The 19,212-nt window shown below is 48.2% G+C and carries 16 protein-coding genes; 12 read left to right on the top strand and 4 right to left on the bottom strand.

The annotated features are described in order from the left end of the window. Nucleotides 1–15: 15 nt before the first annotated feature. The 8 genes from OM416_RS15745 (at nucleotide 16) to OM416_RS15710 (ending at nucleotide 8,673) form a co-directional block, all read left to right on the top strand. Nucleotides 16–771, top strand: coding sequence for a response regulator transcription factor (locus OM416_RS15745; protein ID WP_264930921.1), 756 nt, complete (start codon nucleotides 16–18; stop codon nucleotides 769–771). Continuing rightward, on the top strand, nucleotides 768–2,144 hold the full coding sequence (locus tag OM416_RS15740) for a HAMP domain-containing histidine kinase (protein ID WP_264930919.1): 1,377 nt from the start codon (nucleotides 768–770) through the stop codon (nucleotides 2,142–2,144). The genes OM416_RS15745 and OM416_RS15740 overlap by 4 nt, the downstream gene beginning before the upstream one ends. Nucleotides 2,145–2,440: 296 nt before the next feature. Further along, nucleotides 2,441–3,241, top strand: a complete 801-nt coding sequence (locus tag OM416_RS15735; protein WP_264930917.1) for a PepSY domain-containing protein — start codon at nucleotides 2,441–2,443, stop codon at nucleotides 3,239–3,241. A gap of 242 nt (nucleotides 3,242–3,483) precedes the next feature. Continuing rightward, nucleotides 3,484–4,113, top strand: a complete 630-nt coding sequence (locus tag OM416_RS15730; RefSeq protein WP_264930915.1) for a PepSY domain-containing protein — start codon at nucleotides 3,484–3,486, stop codon at nucleotides 4,111–4,113. A gap of 135 nt (nucleotides 4,114–4,248) precedes the next feature. Next, nucleotides 4,249–4,440: a hypothetical protein gene (locus OM416_RS15725; protein ID WP_264930913.1), complete on the top strand. Its 192-nt coding sequence runs from the start codon at nucleotides 4,249–4,251 to the stop codon at nucleotides 4,438–4,440. A gap of 34 nt (nucleotides 4,441–4,474) precedes the next feature. After that, nucleotides 4,475–5,983 carry an RICIN domain-containing protein gene (locus tag OM416_RS15720; protein WP_264930911.1) on the top strand — a complete coding sequence of 503 codons (1,509 nt, stop codon included), beginning with the start codon at nucleotides 4,475–4,477 and terminating at the stop codon, nucleotides 5,981–5,983. A gap of 235 nt (nucleotides 5,984–6,218) precedes the next feature. Then, on the top strand, nucleotides 6,219–7,004 hold the full coding sequence (locus OM416_RS15715; protein ID WP_264930909.1) for an ABC transporter ATP-binding protein: 786 nt from the start codon (nucleotides 6,219–6,221) through the stop codon (nucleotides 7,002–7,004). 1 nt (nucleotide 7,005) lies between these two features. Next, nucleotides 7,006–8,673 carry a hypothetical protein gene (locus tag OM416_RS15710; RefSeq protein ID WP_264930907.1) on the top strand — a complete coding sequence of 556 codons (1,668 nt, stop codon included), beginning with the start codon at nucleotides 7,006–7,008 and terminating at the stop codon, nucleotides 8,671–8,673. Between the two features lie 492 nt (nucleotides 8,674–9,165). Here the strand turns inward: OM416_RS15710 and OM416_RS31815 are convergent, their stop codons facing one another. Continuing rightward, the gene (locus tag OM416_RS31815; protein WP_319951913.1) at nucleotides 9,166–10,380 is read right to left on the bottom strand and encodes a Glu/Leu/Phe/Val dehydrogenase family protein; all 1,215 of its coding nucleotides are present in this window, start codon (nucleotides 10,378–10,380) and stop codon (nucleotides 9,166–9,168) included. 346 nt (nucleotides 10,381–10,726) lie between these two features. On the opposite strand from OM416_RS31815, the gene OM416_RS15695 reads away from it, so the two are divergent. The 3 genes from OM416_RS15695 (at nucleotide 10,727) to OM416_RS15685 (ending at nucleotide 13,992) form a co-directional block, all read left to right on the top strand. Continuing rightward, nucleotides 10,727–11,242, top strand: coding sequence for a DUF2179 domain-containing protein (locus OM416_RS15695; protein WP_062836740.1), 516 nt, complete (start codon nucleotides 10,727–10,729; stop codon nucleotides 11,240–11,242). Between the two features lie 290 nt (nucleotides 11,243–11,532). Beyond that, complete coding sequence (locus OM416_RS15690) at nucleotides 11,533–12,960, top strand: hypothetical protein (protein ID WP_264930905.1); 1,428 nt, start codon at nucleotides 11,533–11,535, stop codon at nucleotides 12,958–12,960. Nucleotides 12,961–13,314: 354 nt separating this feature from the next. Beyond that, nucleotides 13,315–13,992: a hypothetical protein gene (locus OM416_RS15685; protein ID WP_264930903.1), complete on the top strand. Its 678-nt coding sequence runs from the start codon at nucleotides 13,315–13,317 to the stop codon at nucleotides 13,990–13,992. Nucleotides 13,993–14,068: 76 nt separating this feature from the next. Here the strand turns inward: OM416_RS15685 and OM416_RS15680 are convergent, their stop codons facing one another. The 3 genes from OM416_RS15680 to OM416_RS15670 all read right to left on the bottom strand — a co-directional run bounded on the left by OM416_RS15680 (nucleotide 14,069) and on the right by OM416_RS15670 (nucleotide 17,657). Next, nucleotides 14,069–15,145 carry a substrate-binding domain-containing protein gene (locus OM416_RS15680; RefSeq protein ID WP_264930900.1) on the bottom strand — a complete coding sequence of 359 codons (1,077 nt, stop codon included), beginning with the start codon at nucleotides 15,143–15,145 and terminating at the stop codon, nucleotides 14,069–14,071. A gap of 140 nt (nucleotides 15,146–15,285) precedes the next feature. Further along, nucleotides 15,286–16,470 (bottom strand): glycosidase, encoded by a 1,185-nt coding sequence (locus tag OM416_RS15675; RefSeq protein ID WP_264930898.1) that lies wholly within the window; start codon nucleotides 16,468–16,470, stop codon nucleotides 15,286–15,288. Then, complete coding sequence (locus tag OM416_RS15670; RefSeq protein ID WP_264930897.1) at nucleotides 16,467–17,657, bottom strand: AGE family epimerase/isomerase; 1,191 nt, start codon at nucleotides 17,655–17,657, stop codon at nucleotides 16,467–16,469. Before OM416_RS15670 ends, OM416_RS15675 begins: the two co-directional genes overlap by 4 nt. Before the next feature lie 224 nt (nucleotides 17,658–17,881). Between OM416_RS15670 and OM416_RS15665 the strand changes: the two genes are divergently transcribed. After that, entirely contained in the window at nucleotides 17,882–19,195 is a 1,314-nt protein-coding gene (locus OM416_RS15665) for an ABC transporter substrate-binding protein (protein WP_036606600.1), read from the top strand. The last annotated feature ends 17 nt before the right edge of the window (nucleotides 19,196–19,212 follow it).

The raw sequence follows: 19,212 nt of genomic DNA, 5'->3' as shown, positions 1-19,212 counted from the left end.
GAGGGGGAGCGCTGCATGAACGAAGCCGTGCTGGTCATAGAGGATGAGCCCAAAATAGCACGTCTGCTTGAACTGGAATTACAGTATGAGGGATATCAGGTGGGCAAGGCTGGTAGTGGAACAGAAGGATTGGAGAAGTATGCAGAAGGACAATGGGATCTGATTTTGCTTGATGTGATGTTGCCTGGTCTGAGTGGAATTGAAGTGTTACGGCGAGTTCGGGCCAAAGATGCTACGGTTCCGATCATTATGCTCACCGCCAAAGATTCCGTGGAAGACAAAGTATCCGGCCTGGACCTCGGAGCTAATGATTACATCACCAAGCCGTTCCAGATTGAAGAGCTACTTGCCCGAGTTCGGGCGGCTTTACGGCTTAGTGCAGTGGCGTCTGTTGTTTCTTCCGCTTCTTCGTCTACACCTGCTGATATGGGGAATGACTCTTCTGGGCATCAGGCTGAAGCTGAGGCGGGCTGGTTGACGGCTGCGGGGTTGAGACTGAATGAAGGAACGCGAGAGGTATCCCGAGATGGTGTGGCCATTGAGCTTACTCCACGTGAGTTCGACCTGCTCGTGTATTTGCTTCAGAATCAACGTCAGGTGCTCAGTCGTGATCAGATTGTGCAGGCCGTGTGGGGATACGATTATTATGGAGATACCAATGTGGTGGATGTGTATATTCGTTATGTGCGCAAAAAGGTGGATAACGGATTCACACCACCCTTAATACATACTGTACGGGGCGTAGGATACGTCCTGAAGGAACAGTCATGAGCTTGCGTAGTAAAATCTACGGATATTCGTCTGTATTATTTGCTGTGCTGTTAATCGCGGTGAATCTGTCGGTCTATATCGTGTTTGAGCGGATGTCGATTGATAACGAGGTTAATCGGGTGGAAGCAGAGGCCGAGTCTATTGTCAAAGGAGTACGTCAGTCTGCCGGCTCCATTCCACCGGACGACTTATTGCGGGCCTATGCGCCTGTGAACGGCATGCTTCGGATCGTCAATGAAGACGGCACCAGTTCCCCGGTGACAACAACAGCAGCTTCCGAGCAGCTGAGCAAGCTGCCCTATAAGTACGAAAGTGAGAAGAAGTCAGAGTATACCCAAGTCGAACAGATTGGTTATGTATGGGTTTCGGTCCCGGTCATCTGGCCTGATGGCGAGGTAGTGAATGTGCAGGTCACCGAGAGCATTGCAGAGACGGAGAATCGTCTGTCTGTACTTCGTACCGTGCTTGTGGCGGTCACGATTATTGCTCTCATTCCAGCCATTATCTCCAGCCGAATTCTGGCGAATCGGATGACCAAGCCCATCCAGCAGATGACACGCACGATGAGTGACATTCAGTCCAGCGGCCAATTCAAGCGACTTCCACTGGAGGAAGGATCGAAGGATGAACTGAAAACGATGGGGCAGACGTTCAACCGGATGATGGATCTGCTCGAATCCAACTTTGAACGACAGGAACGGTTCGTATCCGATGCATCTCATGAGCTCAAAACACCGCTGACCATTATTGAAAGCTATGCCAGTCTGCTACAGCGGCGAGGAAAAGAACGGCCCGAGGTATTCGATGAAGCGGTGGAGGCGATTCTGTCCGAATCGGTTCGCATGCGAGAGATGACCGAGCAACTGTTACTGCTTGCGAAGCAGCCAGAGCAGTGGAATGTGCAGTTGGCGCGTGTGGATATCACGAGACTGGCTACAGACTCCACACGTGCGTTTCGCGAAGCCTATCACCGTGAAGTCCGGTGTGAAGATCCAGGTCCAATCTGGGCAATAAGCGATGAGAGCAAGCTGAAGCAGCTTTTGTTTATTTTGCTGGATAATGCCCGGAAGTATAGTGAGGATGCCATTGAAGTCAGGCTGGAAGCCAAGGGGCAAGAGTGTCGTATTCGGATTGTGGATACCGGGATTGGTATGCGGGAGGACGAGCTGGAGAAGGTATTTGACCGATTCTACCGGGTTGATCCGGCCAGAACACGTAGCCTAGGCGCAAGCGGTTCAGGTCTGGGGTTGTCACTCGCCAAAGAGCTTGCAGGAGCAGTTGGAGCACGGATCGAACTGACCAGCACCGAGGGTGAAGGCACCGAGGCTTCGATTATTTTGCCTTTATCGGTTCAGAACGGGCCGCTCTCATGAAATTCTCATTCTTCTCTTATATACTATATAAACTGAACTAAAGATTGTTCACACTGACACTACGATGACAGAACAACCTTCCAATCGCTGTTATCCCCAGATTTTTCGATTCCATTTTCTCAAGGGGAAAATCCGGGGATAAAGGCGAATGCTTCGCTTTTTCAGGTTTTTTCTGTCCTCTCCGTTACTGTGTAAAAGATTAGTTCAATTTATGTAGTAACCATCGGAACTAAACTCAGACCGAATATATAACACATGAACTCGGGCTATGGGGAGAGCTATAAGGGGGAAACGTGATGACAGAGCATGAGCAGCGACCACCGGAGATGAAACGGCATGAACAGGTGAACAGTGGATGGGCGAAATCGCGAAGATCACTTTGGTGGGGTTCAGGGCTTCTCGTTGTGCTGATTGTGGCAGCTGTTGCTTGGTGGAAGCCGTGGCAATCGACTGGTGTGGAACTTACGGCAGATGCGGCAGCACAATCGGTGCTTGATCAATATCCAGGTGAGATTGTGAACTCCACGTTGAAGGACGGGACGTATATCATGCAGCTCCGTTCGGAGACCGGCCTATATGACGTGCAAGTGGATGCCGTTACGGCTACTGTGAATTCCATCAAACGGCTGGAGTCCAACCCGCAAGCGGAAGAGAAGACGTTATGGAGCCGCGAGCAGATCAAGACGGCGTTGTTAAAACAACAAACGGATGACCAACTGGTCTCGCTAGAACTTGTGGAGCAGCAAGGAAGTCCGGTATACACCGCGGTAGTAAAGGCTAAAGATAACAGCCGTGAAGAACTCACGATTGATCCATATACCGGAGAGACGATATCTTCCAAAACAATAGCAGTGCCGACAACTGAGCCGACAAAGGAAGATCCCAAGCCTCAGTTTCTAAGCGAGAAACAAGCGAAGCAGAAGGCACTTGCAGAGGTCCCTGGGGAAGTGGACGACATCGAACTGCGTGGAACCAACAGCGGGAATCCGTATTATCTGGTTGAAATTGATCTGGAAGATGGCCGGGAGGCCATTGTGCAGGTAAATGCCATCTCGGGAGCGATTCGTTCCGTGACTTGGGATGAGGACGATGATTAACATTTGTACAGGAATCCATTGAATATAGAGTTACACCTTGTTGGATAGATGATTCCTAATGTAGGGGTCATCTTTTTCATTTCTTTTAGATTACATACATAATGAACACTCATTAAATGAGCCTTCTCTTCATTTTCTCATCAAATTCTAATCTAACTCTCGCTGATCTCTCATTCCTGCAGGTTATTCTATAAATGTAGACGAGAACGAAAACAACAACAACAACGAGGAGATGAATGATGATGATGAACAAACATAAACTTTGGATTGGTAGCTTGTCAGCAGCGGTATTACTTGGTGGATCAGCCGTAGCGGCTAGCGGGAATGTGAACGGACAAGCGGTGCAAACTACACCAACGTCAACAACACAATCTGCAACACAGAATCAGAACAGCACAGGCAAAATGCTGAATGCATCCCAAGCGAAAGCGCTAGCGTTGAAAGCAGCCGATGGTAAAGTGGATGACGTGGATCTGGAGCGCAGAAACGGCCAAACGTTCTATGAAATTGAGATCGACAGAAAAGGAACCAATGATGTTGTTGTTCGTCTGGATGCCTACACAGGCAAAATCCTGGCAGTCGTGAATGATGAAGACTACGATGATGACGATGATTATAAAGGTACTGTAACAGGCAATACGTCTAATAACTCTGCTTCCAAGCAGGTCAAATTGACGGCATCCCAAGCTTCCAATATTGCATTGAAACAAGTTACGGGTGGTAAAGTAACCAAAGTCGAGCTGGATCATGATGATGGTCGCTATGTGTATGAGATCGAGCTGAGAACCGCTCAAGGTGAAGCAGATGTAGATATCGATGCCAACACAGGTAAAGTGTTATCGTTCGACCAGGATTTTGACGACCAAGATTAAGCAATAAGGGCGAGTATACGCCGATAAAACATCATATAAAAACCTGCCTATGAACAGCCGCACACAGCTAGAGATCGTTACATCATGGAGGGGCAGGGCAGGTATAGCAGAGGACGCTTCGGGGGAAGCGTCTTTTTGCTGTTGATCGAGAGAGCGGAGTATAAAATTGTACATCTTCCGCCGGATTGTTCACTATGCGAGCAGGAACGTGGCGGATACAATCGGAATCAGGGAGGTGAACGCCCAGCCAGTATTGCCCGGAATTCTAATGCTGAAATGCATCATCGATCGGAGGCAGATAAGACATATCGATTTTATTTTATGTAAGCGCTTCACAAAAAACATGGAGGTGCATTACGATATGGCTATGAACGATGGATGGTTGAAAAAGAATACACACTCACGTCGCTTTACCCGCCGCTTAAGTTATCTGCTTGCTTTGGTTTTGGCGCTGCAATCAATAGGTCTGCTGCTCGCACCCGGACCGAATGCTTCAGCTGCTCCGCTCAGTGTAACGAACGGGATACAGTTCAAGGATACCAATGGCAATGTCGTCCATGCTCATGGGGGCGGGATGATCAAGGCGAATGGATATTATTACTGGTTTGGGGAGAACCGCAATCCGAATGGAACATTCAAGGCGGTATCCGTGTATCGTTCATCGGATCTGAAGAACTGGGAGTATCGCAATGATGTGCTGACCAGCAGCTCGGCTACCGAGCTCAATATCTCCAACATTGAACGCCCCAAAGTCATCTATAACAGTTCGACTGGCAAATATGTGCTGTGGATGCATAAAGAGAATGGTCTGGATTATGGCGAGGCCCGAGTGGCCGTAGCTACTTCGAATACGGTTGATGGTAATTACACGTATGTGGGCAGTTATCGTCCACTTGGGTATGATTCCAGAGATATGACGGTGTACAACGATAACGGAACGGCTTATCTGATCTCTGCGACCCGAGTGAATGCTGATCTGAATATATATAAGCTGACCCCGGATTTCTTGGGTGTGGAATCCCTAGTCACAACGCTGTGGCCTGGACAATATCGTGAAGCGCCTGCTCTATTCAAAAAAGACGGCGTCTACTTCCTGATTACCTCAGGTGCGACCGGCTGGAATCCGAATCAGGCCAAATATGCCACAGCCACCAGCATTACAGGCACATGGAGCGGCCTCAGCAACTTTGGAGACAGCACAACGTATGGTTCTCAATCCACCTATGTTGTTCCAGTAGAAGGTTCACAGACCACATCCTATCTCTACATGGGTGATCGCTGGGCTGGTGCATGGAGCGGACCGGTGCAGGATTCCAAGTATGTCTGGTTGCCACTTTCGTTCCCAAGTGCAACCAGTCTGGCAATGAATTGGGCAAGCAGTATTACGATTGATACAGCAACAGGGACCGTAACTGGAGTAAGTACACCAGATGTATGGGACCCGAATGCTTCATATCAACTGATTAGCCGTAAAAGTAACAAGTTGCTAAATGTCATCGGGGGTTCTTCCGCCAACGGTGCAGATCTGGAGCAGCGAGCAGATGGGGGGATGACAAGTCAACAGTGGCAGATTACCGATGCGGGTGGCGGCTATGTCAAAATCATCAACCGTTCCAGCGCTAAGTTAATCGGTGTAGAGAATGGTGCCACGACCGATGGGGCTGTCATTGAACAGTGGAATGATGGTGGCTGGGCCAGCCAGCAGTGGCAGCTCGTCAGTGTAGGTGGTGGTTATTATAAATTGAAGAACCGCAGTACAGGTAAGGTCTTGGACATCTCCAGTCAATCCCTAGCAGATGGGGCTGCGGCCATCCAGTGGACGGATAATGGCGGCACGAATCAGCATTTTCAGATTGTTAAGGTGCAATAAGACAATTTAAATATTATAAAATAAGGTTCATCATAAAGTGGAAGCCCTTGTCTCTTACCATAAGGTAGGACAGGGGCTTTGTGATGTGTTCACGCTTGTTACGTGATGCACTTACTCGAATGGGGATATCCAGCTGATGGCTCATATCGTGACCTATTTCCGATCATTACCATCCCAATCTGTGGTAAACTAGTAGAATTGTAGAAAAAGATAGAGACAGGAGCTGGATAACGAAGTGAGTGAACAACAAGTGCTATCAATTGAAAGCTTGCGTATGAGATACAACGGACGTTATGTGCTGAACGGCATCGATCTGGAAGTGAATCGTGGTGAGATGATTGGATATATTGGTCCGAATGGGGCTGGCAAAAGTACGACGGTCAAGATTTTACTCGGGCTGGTTGAAGGATATACAGGTACGGTGCGAATCTTTGGAGAGGATATCGCAAATGGTGATGTAGAGTATAAACGTAGAATCGGCTATGTTCCGGAGGTGGCGGAATTGTACGAACAATTAACGCCTGCGGAGTATCTGACCTTTACGGGAGAGTTGTACGGGATGTCCTATGAAGATGCGGATTATAAAGCCAAGCTGCTGATGGATTGTTTTGGACTCGAAAAATCATATCATTCCCGCATTGCCTCCTTCTCCAAAGGCATGCGTCAGAAAGTGCTACTAATCTCTGCGCTGCTGCATGACCCGGATCTGCTGTTTCTGGATGAACCGCTTAGCGGATTGGATGCCAATAGTGTGATGGTGGTCAAAGAGATTTTGTCACAGTTATCAGCCAAAGGCACAACGATCTTCTATTCGTCCCACATCATGGATGTGGTGGAGAAGATCAGCAGTCGAATTGTACTGATCGCTGAAGGACGCGTGGTGGCAGACGGTACGTTCAAGCAGCTCCAACAGCAGTCCATGGAAGGGACGCTGGAGGAAGTATTCAATCAATTGACAGGCTTCAATGAGCACAAAGCCATTGCGGAGCGTTTTGTATCGATTGTGCAGGAGGTGTACTGATATGGAGGAGTCCTCCGACTTCCGCACGCTCAAGATTCTGGATCGCTTTCGTCCGATCATCGCCAGAACAGGAGCGGATTATGATGTGCTTCGCCTGATTTTGCGGGTGAAATTCCAGATGGATCAACGCAGAGTACCTACCATTTTGTCCAACAATTCAGGGAAAAAAGAGCGCAAGGAAGGTAATCAGTTTCTTCGTTCCCTATGGTTGTATGGATTAATGGGACTGATGATGGTTCCCTTCATTGTCTGGGATACGGGGCATTTCATGCTTCAGATGGGACTTGTGTTCGGCATATTAATGTTTATGATCATGACGTCCATGATCTCGGATTTTTCCTCCGTGCTGCTGGACATTCGGGACCGTAATATTATTATGACCAAGCCCGTTAATGGACGAACGGTAGGTATGGCCCGAGCCATACATGCGGGCGTTTATCTGCTATTGCTGACGGGTTCATTAACCGGTATACCGCTAATTGCCGCGTTGGTGACGCATGGGATCGGATTCTTTCTGATTTTCCTTGTAGAACTGATTCTGATCAATATGCTGATTCTGGTGACAACGTCTCTGATCTATCTGTTCATGATGAAGTTTCTGGATGGTGAGAAGCTGAAGGATATGATTAACATGGTACAGATTCTGCTTTCCGTGGGGATTGCAATCGGTTATCAGCTGGTCATCCGTTCGTTCAGCATTATTGATTTTGGTATGGTATTTACTCCGGCATGGTGGCAGTTGCTGTTGCCTCCTTTATGGTATGCGGCCGCCTATGAATGGTTATTTGCAGGGGGCGGTAATGTGTGGATCTACACGTTCACAGCCCTTGCAGTCTTGGTTCCGGTGGTGAGTATGATCGTCTATGTGAAGCTTATGCCTTCCTTTGAATTGTATTTGGAAAAAATGGCACATTCGGGTCAGTCCTCTGGACGCAGACGCGGAAGATGGGATCGGTTGATCTCGAAGGTGGTCAGTCGTTCCAGAGAGGAGCAGGCTTGCTTCCGTCTGTCAGCCAGCATGATGCGAAATGAACGGGAATTCAAGCTGAAGGTGTATCCATCGCTTGGTTTATCATTTGTCTTACCTTATGTATTTTGGTTTACCGAATTGCAATCTTCTACCTGGGCGGAATTTAGGCAAAGTTCATTCGTATACACCTTTTACATCGTACTGATGCTGGTTGTAACGGTAGTAGTCATGCTGAAATTTTCGGGACAATATAAGGCGTTCTGGACCTTTCGCGCTGCACCGATGGCGAACGATAGCGCGTTATACAAAGGCGCTCTGAAGGCGTTCTTGTGCAACATGTTCCTGCCTGTATTTCTGGCAAATGCCATTCTGTTTACCTGGACATTTGGATTACGAATACTGCCGGATATTGCGATAATTTTGTTGACGGCGACCGCGCTTGTCCCACTGGCAGGCAAGTTATTGCTGCGTAAGCCGCCGTTTTCTCAATCCTTCAGTGTAGCGCAGCAAAGTGATGGCTGGTATGTATTTGCCGCCCTCCCTGTGCTTGCCATGCTATGGGGAGTCCATGTCTTTTTCCGTTCCGTGTCGGGGGGCGTATGGATATATGGTGCGCTACTGATTGTAGCGAATGTGTTGCTATGGACGCTGCTGTATCCGGAGAAGAAGGCACCGGGTAAGAGGTCGGTTGCCGTTTGAGAATAGAGTAGTAGAGTAAGAGCGCTAAACGATAAGAGAGGGTAAAAGAGCTAACTTAGACGCTGATGTCGAGGTTAGCTCTTTTGATAAGTAATCCTACCCCATAGATACTATCCCATAGAATCTTCGCCGCAGCGCTAACGAACCTGAGACAACCTATTCAGCGTCAAAATCTGAAATATAAATTCTAACGAACCTCAGGAACGCTATCCTTCGAAAAAGTAGCTATTTAGCCCGAAAAAGGACTAATCCAGGCACAATAACGTGTCTGAGATTCGTTAGATTTTAGATCCATGCTAAAAGGGGCAAATAACGTGTATCAGGTTCATTAGCATGGAGCAAAGCAGTGGGGGTTCTCTTTCGATACTTCGGAATCCGTTGGAATGCAGTGAAGCCCATGATGAGTTCCGGTTATATTATAACTTTGAACCAATAGCGTGGCGGAGGAGGTATTGGCGGTATGAAGATACTTAGGTGGCAGAGTGGGGCGACCTATTTTTTATGGCCTGATCGGAGGAGGGATTCCGCCAGTCGATCGGCTGCATCGGCTGTGGAGATCGCAGATTGCGCAGCTTCTGCGTATACCTTACTCAGCGTGCCTGCAATCCCCGCCACCTTTTGGCGGATCAGGTCAGGCCCGGCGCCTTCCAGCTCGTAGGCGGTGGAGATGATTCCGCCTGCGTTGAGCACATAATCAGGCGCGTACAGGATGCCGCGCGCCTGCATGCGGCCTGCAACCAGCTGTCGTTCACTCAGCTGGTTGTTGGCCGCCCCGGCAACAATGGAGCAGCGCAGCTCCTCCACCGTTGCCGGGGTCAGTACGCCCCCTAGGGCACAGGGGGCGAACACCTTGCAGTCAGCGGCGTGAATATGGGCCGGATCGGCCGAGATGGCGCCGCTGAACTGCACAAGGGCACGTTGTACACGATCCGGTACAACGTCTGCCACAATGAGCCGTGCCCCGGCTGCATGCAGGTAACGGCACAGGGCATACCCGACCTTGCCCAGTCCCTGGACGGCAACGGGAATGCCCTGCAAAGATGCAATGCCTTGCTGGCGCAGCGAGGTCACAATGCCGATGTGTACGCCGTAGGCGGTCATCTCGGCGGTGAAGTCATCCTGCGCCCCAAGCGAACCTGTGGTGTCCGTCACATGTGCGGTCTCCAATCGGATCTGGTCCATGTCTGTCGCCGTGGTACCCAGATCAAGACCGGTCACGTACCGGCCGTTCAGCCGCTCCAGACAACGACCCAGTGCGCGAAAGCGCTGCGCCCGCTTGGATACGTCCGTATCCAGGCTTATATCTATACGATCAGCACCCTGATCGGCGACGACTTCCCTTTCCGTGGCGGCGCCTTTTAGTTGCTCTACCCCTAGATTTCCAGCGACCTGCTCACCACTAACAGACCCGCAACTACCATCATCCGGTGCCGCATCTTTCACAAAAGGCACATTCCATATGACCACTTTTCCGCCGCCATACGGCAGTCCGGAGATTACATTTTTGTACGTCATGCCTTTGGCAAGCTTCACGGCATCCCGAACAGCCGCTTCCTCGGACGCATACGTCCAGTAGCGACATCCGCCCAGCGCAGGTCCAAGAGCCGTGCTGTGAATGGCAATGACTGCCCTCAATCCGCTATCTGCATCATGGCAAAAAATGAGTTCCTCCATGCCTTCCCGCTCCATCTCCTGCCATAGCTGCATGACGGTACCCCCTTTTTGTTTTGACCCATCCATCCTGGTTCTGACCCGTTATCCTGTGGCGATCGTGCTCGGCTTAATGATGATACAGCATATTCACAGACCCCTGTTTTCGACCCTGGGACCTCCGCCGGGTTGATAATCGGTACAAACGGTTCTATAATGGCAGTTCCGGTATGCCGAAGAGCAGAAAATGCTACGAATTGACATCCAACCGTTTAGAATGAGGGTATAACGTCCAATGATGGAGATAGAGCGAACGTACAGGAAGTATAGATGAAACGAAATCGTCGAGTATATGCAGCAAAGGGCCAATTTCGATGTGAAGGCCAGGAAAGAGGGATTACGATTGTTTAAAATATTGGTATTTATCTTTTTGATCCAGATTGTATACGTATCGGCTTATACACTCCGGATGATTCTGACACTCAAAGGACAGAAATATATCGCGGCACTCATCAGCATGGGTGAGATTGTGATCTATGTGCTCGGTCTGAATCTGGTACTCAAGTATCTGACTCAGCCTTCTGCCTTAATCGTCTACGCGGTGGGTTACGGACTTGGTGTGTTGCTCGGAGCCTGGATTGAAGAAAAGATTGCACTCGGTTACGTTACCGTTAAAGTAATCTGTAACCAGATGGGTGGCAACGTCGCGAATGCCCTCCGGGATAAAGGGTACGGCGTCACAGCATGGGTGGGCAGCGGACGTGATGGAGATCGGCTTGTGATGGAGATTCTGGCGAAACGTAAAAACCAGAAATTGCTCTATCAGACGATTCTCGATCTGGACCCCAAAGCATTTGTCATTACCGTAGAGCCCAAACAGTTCCATGGCGGCTTCTGGACACGTTCCATCAAAAAGTAAAATCGAGCAGGTCTGCAGCAGATGCAGTCCTGCTTTTTTGGTTTCATTTTATCCGACATCTTCTTGCTGCCGCGATATATCTCTAAAACCTTACTTCCCAAGTTAACTCCGTACGATTCAAGGTTGGTTACAGTACAAATCCTTACTACATCGGCATTTCCTGCCTGAATGTGAGATAGGGATCATTGTTGTAATCGCTTACAACATTTACATTGAGATCATGTCCTTCGTAACATGGCATGGCAGCGATGGACGAATGTAATCATCATATTTCGGGAGGAATGAATTCTATGAAAACTACATTTCGAAGCTGGTGCAGCGCAGCCTTGGCTCTAACATTGGGGCTAACATTATTGTCCGGACCGGCAAGTGTGCAGGCAGCGGGTAACGCAGACTACAATCTTACAGGCTTCTCCCAAGGGAACACGGGCGGCGGTATCATCAGCGAATCGAACACAGCCACGTATAAGAAAGTGTATAATGCGACTGATCTGGCACTGGCTCTGAAAAAGAACTCCGGTGTCAAAGTCGTTGAGATCATGAACGATCTGAATCTGGGATGGAATGAAATTCCGAGCGCAGCGCAGACTTCTCCTTTTGCCAAGCATAATGATGCGTTGACGCATCCCGTATTGAAGCAGACAGGTGTCAGCAAGCTCACGATTGACGGTTTCAATGGACTCACGATTTTCTCCGCCAATGGCTCCAAAATCAAACACGCTGCGATCAGTGTGAAACGAAGCTCGAATGTCATCATCCGTAACCTGGAATTTGATGAGTTATGGGAATGGGATGAATCCACCAAAGGTGATTACGACAAGAACGATTGGGATTACATTACCCTTGAGGAGAACAGCAACGTATGGATTGATCACTGCACATTTAATAAAGCCTATGATGGACTCGTCGATTCGAAAAAAGGAACCAGCGGCGTGACCATCTCCTGGTCCCTCTTCAAAGGGGATGACGGCAGCTCGAACAGCTGGGTTACCCAGCAGATTAACGAATTGGAAGCAAATAAGGCTTCCTATCCCATGTACAACTACCTGCGTAGCAGTGCTGTAGGTCTCAGCAAAGCCGATATTATCGCGATCTCTGGACCGCAAAAGAAAGGACATCTGGTTGGTTCGACCAGCTTGGAGTCGGCTAATGCCAACCTGTCCATGACGCTGCACCATAACTTGTACAAAGATATTCAGGACCGGATGCCACGCCTTCGTGGAGGCAACGCACATGCGTATAACATCGTGATGGATTCGACAGGTGCACGTGCGGCTAAAGCCAAAATTACAACGGCGATGGCAACAGCGATTGCATCCAAAGGCTATAAGTTCGATATTATTGGTAATGGGGCAATCTCTACGGAGAGTGGGGCCGTCTTGGTTGAAAAATCAGTCATTAAGGACGTGCTGTACCCTGTTCGCAACAACCAGACCGATCCGTCAGATCCAACGTATACTGGTAAAATCAGAGTGACCGATACTATGTATTCTTTGGATGGCAGCTCATTCCGTGGAAGCAGTGATACGTCTGGCAGCCCGTTGGCGCCAATCCCGGCTGTGGTAAAGTCATTCTCCTGGAACGGCTTCTCGACACTCCCATACAGCTACACTACGGATGATCCATCCACGCTGAATGCACGCCTCACGGCTTCCAATGGCGCCGGCTCAGGTAAACTGACTTGGTCCAAGGACAATTGGTTGAAGACAAGTTATTAGACGATGATGTGATTTAAGTCTGAACAAATCGAGTAGACATCAGAGTAACCTATTGCTTTTACTTTCTTTATACAAGGAAAAGAGTACTCCTGCAGCTACGATAGCCGGGGGTGCTCTTTTTATATAATTTAGCTCCAGATACAGTTTGGCGGCCGTTTGAAGAATGATTCCTTGTAAGGGCGTCTCATCTACAGCATGTTTTGGTATTCCGGGTGAACGTGTAAATCTTTATTCATCTTCATTACCTATGTGACTAATTTATGACAAATTATCCATTTAAACGAGTTACTCTTGTAATTTTACTTACCGGTAAATATAATTACTAGAATTGACCAATAAGGATGGTGAAGCAGCTTGGATGTATGGATATACTCCGTACTTACTCTTGTTTATTTGATACTTGTTGTTCGGATGGCCGTCGATTTGACCCAGAGGAAGCAATGGCTCGCGTATTCCAGTTTTCAGCTATTCGTAGCGTTCAGCTTGGCATATGATAATGGAATTATTGCTCTAGGTAATTTGATAGGGGAAGGGGAATTGTTAATCGTTCTTAGTAACCTTCGATTTTGGCTACATGCCTTCGCTACCCCTACCCTTGTTCTTGTTAGCTATCATATTTTGCGTAGCTCAGGTGCCAAGTTTGCAAATAGAAGGATATCGAGTGTGGCAGCATGGCTGATCACATTAGGTCTGGTTATCTACCAGATTGTAGGCTTTACTTTATCGGAGGTTAAAAATCTTAAGGTTATAGAAGAGCATGGAGTACTGAGATATATGGCAGAAGGTCATGGAGGTCCGCCGATGATGGTGATCATCGTTGGGATTGTACTCTTAGTGGTTAGCCTGATCGTTCTTTTCAAACATAAATGGGTTTGGCTGTTTGTTGGAACTGCATTGTTGTTTGTAGGACAGTTAATTTCCCTGCCAGTGGAAACCGGGACTTTAACCAATGTGTATGAGCTGATCCTCATCCTCTCGATTTGGAGAACGACTACATTTTTGATGGATTCAACAGATCGTCGCCGTCCTTAAGTCCCAATGCATCAAGAAAAGACTGGCCAGTAAGATAGAGGCCAGTCATCTGTGTTCGTTTATTTAATTCTATAGTTCAGACATCCAAAGAGTCTGATGAGGCAGACGTAGAACTCACTGATTCACGATAAATGATATTACCTTTCACGTGTACACGGCCGAAACTGCGGTTCGGGTTGTCGATCTTTTTGAGCATGGACTGAACTGCCGTACGCGCCATCTGTTCCACATCCACTTCAACGGTTGTCAGCTTGGGATCAGAGAGCATGGCATAGATATCATTATCAAAACCAACAACAGAGCATTGGCCAGGGACCTGAATATCCATGGAAGTCAGTTTTTGAACGAGCAGATGAGCGACCTGATCACAGTTGCATACAAAAGCCGTTGGCAGCTGTTCCGGCAGATCAATCTCAATAAACGTACCCCGTTCATCCCGATCATTCAGAACCAGTTCCGGATTCATCGGCAAGCGATGTTCCAGCAAGGATTTGTAGTACCCGAGGAATCGATCCTGGATGCTGCTCGTGGAATACAGGTTCCCCACATAAGCAATGTTACGATGGCCCTGCTGAACCAAATAGTTCGTCAGCTCATAGGCAGCGTAGAAGTTATCGGTGACGACGGAATCGATATCCGAATGTTCATCGTAGAAGTCGAGAAACATTTTGGGAACTTCCATCGATCGTACCAGTTCAATATACTCTTTGCTGATCTGTCCGAGCACGATGAAACCATCCACCTTGTTGTCGCTGTACAGCTTGGGCAGTGTTAATTCTTCCTCATCCTCCACATTCAGAATATGCAGAATGCCGTAGTAGCCCTGTTCCTCCAGATGTTTGGTAATGCGCTGGAACACGCGTACATAGAACGACTGTGTAGGCCCGGTAAAACGCTCCGGGATAATAACGCCAATATTATGGGTTAAGCCTTCCTTCATGGAACGGGCAGCGGCATTATACCGATAACCCATTTCAACAGCAAGCACTTTAATTTTTTCCTTTAATTCGCCACTCACGCCATCTTTATCATTCAATGCTTTCGAGACGGTCACACTGCTGACCCCGAGCCTGTCGGCGATATCCCGCATGGTGATATTGTTCTTCAGTATGGTCGCCTCCTTCAAGCCGGTATAGGCACAATGTGCTGTCACTATGATGAACACTTTCTTCCAACATAATAACAATCCATATCAGTATACATCGTTACCCACTTGGAATAAAGCCATTCTAGCTGTTGTTTCGCTAATTTTCAGCACATTGCAGGTTTCCCTGAGAGGACGTTTTACCGATGTTACGTTAATTGTTTCTGTAAAAGCTTCTCGTTCTGTTCAATCAGCTGACCCCGCTGGCTGGCACAGTCCAAGGAACGATATGGATCAGCCGGTGTATTGAACGTATAATCGACCAGTTTCTCCAGAGTCGTTGTTGCTACATGACAGCGGGTATCGCTGGATGCGTAATAGATAAAGACTTCTTCTTTTTCATTGACCACAGCACCGTTGCAGAAAATAACATTGGATACATCGCCTACGCGCTCGTCGTCATAAGGGGCAATGAAATGGCCGCCCGGCTTGGCAATAATACGTGCCGGATCATTCAGATCCGTTGCGAATGTGTATAACACGTAACGCAGGCCTGCCGCAGTGTTCCGAACTCCGTGAGCAATGTGAATCCAGCCACGATCCGTCTTGAGCGGAGCAGGGCCCTGACCGTTTTTCACCTCATAGACCGTATGATATTTCCGTTCGTCGATAATTGTCTCTTCATGAATGACAGGGTTCAAGATATCCTCACACAGACCAAAGGCGATTCCGCCGCCACTGCCTGTTGAGATGAATCCGTCTTGTGGACGGGTATAGAAGGCGTATTTTCCATCCACGAATTCCGGGTGCAAAACGACATTGCGCTGTTGAGGGGAATTCGTTGTGATGTTGGGCAACCGTTCCCAGCTTATGAGATCGCGTGTACGAACCAGTCCTGCCTGTGCCACTGCGCTGGATGTATCAAATGCAGGAGCCTCTGGGTCTTTGCGTTCCGAGCAATAGATGCCATAGATCCAGCCATCTTCATGTTGAACGAGGCGCATATCATACTGATTGGTTTCATCTGCATCGATATCATCCCAGACCAATGGTTTACCCGTGAAACGGAACCCATCAATTCCATTGTCGCTCTCGGCGAGCGCAAAGATTGATTTACGATCCAATCCTTCCGTACGGATGACCATGATGTATTTGCCATTGAAATAGATGGCTCCCGGATTCAGCGTTGCGTTAATGCCCAGGCGTTCCATAAAATGCGGGTTCGTCGCCTCATCCAGATCGAATCTCCAATGCAGCGGTACATGATGGCGAGTGATAACCGGATATTGGTACCGATCATATATGCCGTTGTAGAAGGAAGAATTGATCTCATTAGGGCGAGTAAGCAGCTGCTCCTGTTTCTCCAATAACTCCTTGTATTTCGGGTGTATCATTCTGATCCCATCCTCTCGATTAGTTCAATACAGAATCTGCTATTGTGATAAGGGCATTTCCACGGTCCGGCAATTTCGCTCTGGTCCGGTGTTCCGTTCCCATCAACCGACCAGTACCATTCCCCACCAGCGCGCTGATCAATGATGTTTTCTTGGATATAGGTCCACAAGCGTTCCACTCTCTCCAGAAACAGTGGATCACCTGTACGCTGATACGCATTATAGAAGCCAACCATCGCCTCCGCCTGAACCCACCAAATGCGCTTCTCATCGATATGTTCACCTTCTTGTTCATTTAACAGTGAACCATCCGCATTTACGGCCACGTTGGAGATGTTATAGGCAATATCCGTTACCATCGCCGCATACTCCGGATGTTGTTCCAGTCCCAGCACTTTCAGTGTTTCGTCGATCAGCCAGCTGGCTTCAATGTCATGTCCGAACGAGCGCAGATCAATGATGGACTCCCACTGTTTGTTGAAAAATACCCCGAGAAACTTGGTGTCTTGGTCATACACCCGTTCATATAGAATTCCGAGCAGGCGTTCCAGTGCCGCCTTCACTTGTTGATCCGGCCACACGCGATAGAGCGTGGTGTAGGCCTCTAACACATGGATATGCGTATTCATTGTGTAATCCGCAATTACCCCGTTTTCGCTCAGCATTTCATTGGGCTGTTCGTTCCATGTGCGATCAAATTGTTCCTTGTACGCAGGTAGTTTGGCATCCAGACCTTTGTCCTCGATTAGAGCAAAAAGCGTTTTCGCAAGTTCCAATGCAGAAGCATCCCCGGTAGCACGGTAGTACTCACTGAGTGAATACACGCCGAATGATTGTGTATACACATGTTTGCTCGTATCCAGTGCTTCCCCTGTGTAATCTACCATCCAGTACATGCCGCCATATTCGGTATCCATCACATGGTCAGCGAGAAAACGATAGGCGTGCTCCGCGTGATCGCGCCATCTTTCGTTTCCGGTAACCCGATAGGCTGCTGCAAAAGACCATAATTGCCGTGCCGTGGCGATCCCGCCTTTGGGGGCCTGTGGATTCACCTGAAGATCATTGCCAACCCAGCCGTAGAATCCACCGTGGGTTGTATCTTTAAGGTTGGACCAGAAGGGTAAAATCTGCTTCTCCCACTGCGTCTTAATCTCAGATTGACGTTCGGTTGTTTTTGTATTCATAAGTGAGCACTCCTTCAGAATGTTACATCAATCACATTTCATTAAGTTAACGGTAACTTTACTAAACAATATTAGTGCTCTGAAAAACAGATGTCAACGAAATGCATCGCAATTTTTCTTGTTAAGTTATAAATAATTTAATTGACAGGTAAGCGTTACCATAATAGAATTCATTTTGTAACCTTAACGATAACTTAATTAACTTAAGAGAGGGGTCGAAACAATTGAGAAAAAACAAAGGTTGGATGATGTTGCTGACGATGCTACTCATCACTTCACTACTTGCTGCATGTTCATCCGGAGGTGGATCTTCGCAGGCAGGGGAGGAGATCAGTACAGATCCGGCAGATATCAAGGGTGAAATTACCGTCCTTACACAACGTACAGATATTGTTGATACCGTATTCAAAGATTACGCTGCTGAGTTCAATAAGGAATACCCGGATGTCAAAGTAAACTTTCAGGCACTGGCCGACTATGAAGGCCAAGTGAAAATCCGTATGAGCACCAAGGATTACGGTGATGTCCTGATGATCCCGACCAGCGTTCCGATCGCGGATATCCCGGATTTTTTCGAGCCGCTTGGCACGTACGATGAATTGAAAGACAAATACACCGCCATTGAAGAACGTATGGTGGATGGTCAGGTATACGGTATCCCTACGGTCATCACGTTCTCCGGCATTATTTATAACAAACAAGTCTTCAAAGACGCAGGCGTTACCGAATTGCCAAAAACACCGGAGCAATTCCAGGCTGCGCTTCAATTGGTCAAAGACAATACTGACGCAGTTCCGCTCTACACCAACTATGCATCCGGCTGGGCTCTTACCCAATGGGAATCGGACCTGCCAACAGTTGCAGGTAGCGTAGATTACGTTAATGTGGACCAACCGAATACGGATGAAAACTTTGTGCCTGGTCAGCCGCACTATGAACTGTACAAAGTGCTCTATGATGCAGCCAAGAACGGTCTGATTGAGAAAGATCCAACGACAACCGACTGGGAAAGCTCCAAGGCTGATCTTGCCAAAGGCAAAATTGCCACGATGGCACTTGGCTCTTGGGCCATCACACAGATCCAAGGGATGACGGATACACCGGACGACATCGGATTCCTTCCTTTCCCTACGAATGCAAGTGAAGTTGTGGTTCCGCTCTCCGCGGACTATAACATCGGCATGAACGTGAACAGCGAGAACAAACCTGCTGCGAAAGCCTGGATTGACTGGTTCCTGGCGAAGTCGAACTACGCAGTTGAACAAGGCGGCGGTATGGATGCAGACAAGAATGCTGAATTGCCACCCATTTTGGATCAATATAAAGATGTGAAATTCTCCACACTTACACCTGCCAAAGAAGGCCAGGAAGGTCTCGTTGATAAGATCGATAACGAAGGTGAAATCGGCCTCTGGCAGCCTGACTTCAAGAAACGCATTATCGAAGCAGGTATCGGTAACCGCAAGGAATCGTATGACGACATCATGAAGGACCTGAACGACAAGTGGGTCAAAGCACGGGCAGAACTCACGAAATAATGAGAATAACGTGAGTG

Origin of the sequence: Paenibacillus sp. LS1 (genome assembly GCF_026013365.1) — a bacterium.
GTDB lineage: Bacteria > Bacillota > Bacilli > Paenibacillales > Paenibacillaceae > Paenibacillus.
The sequence above is the reverse complement of the archived record's forward strand: the minus strand, read 5'-3'. Positions and strand labels throughout refer to the sequence as shown.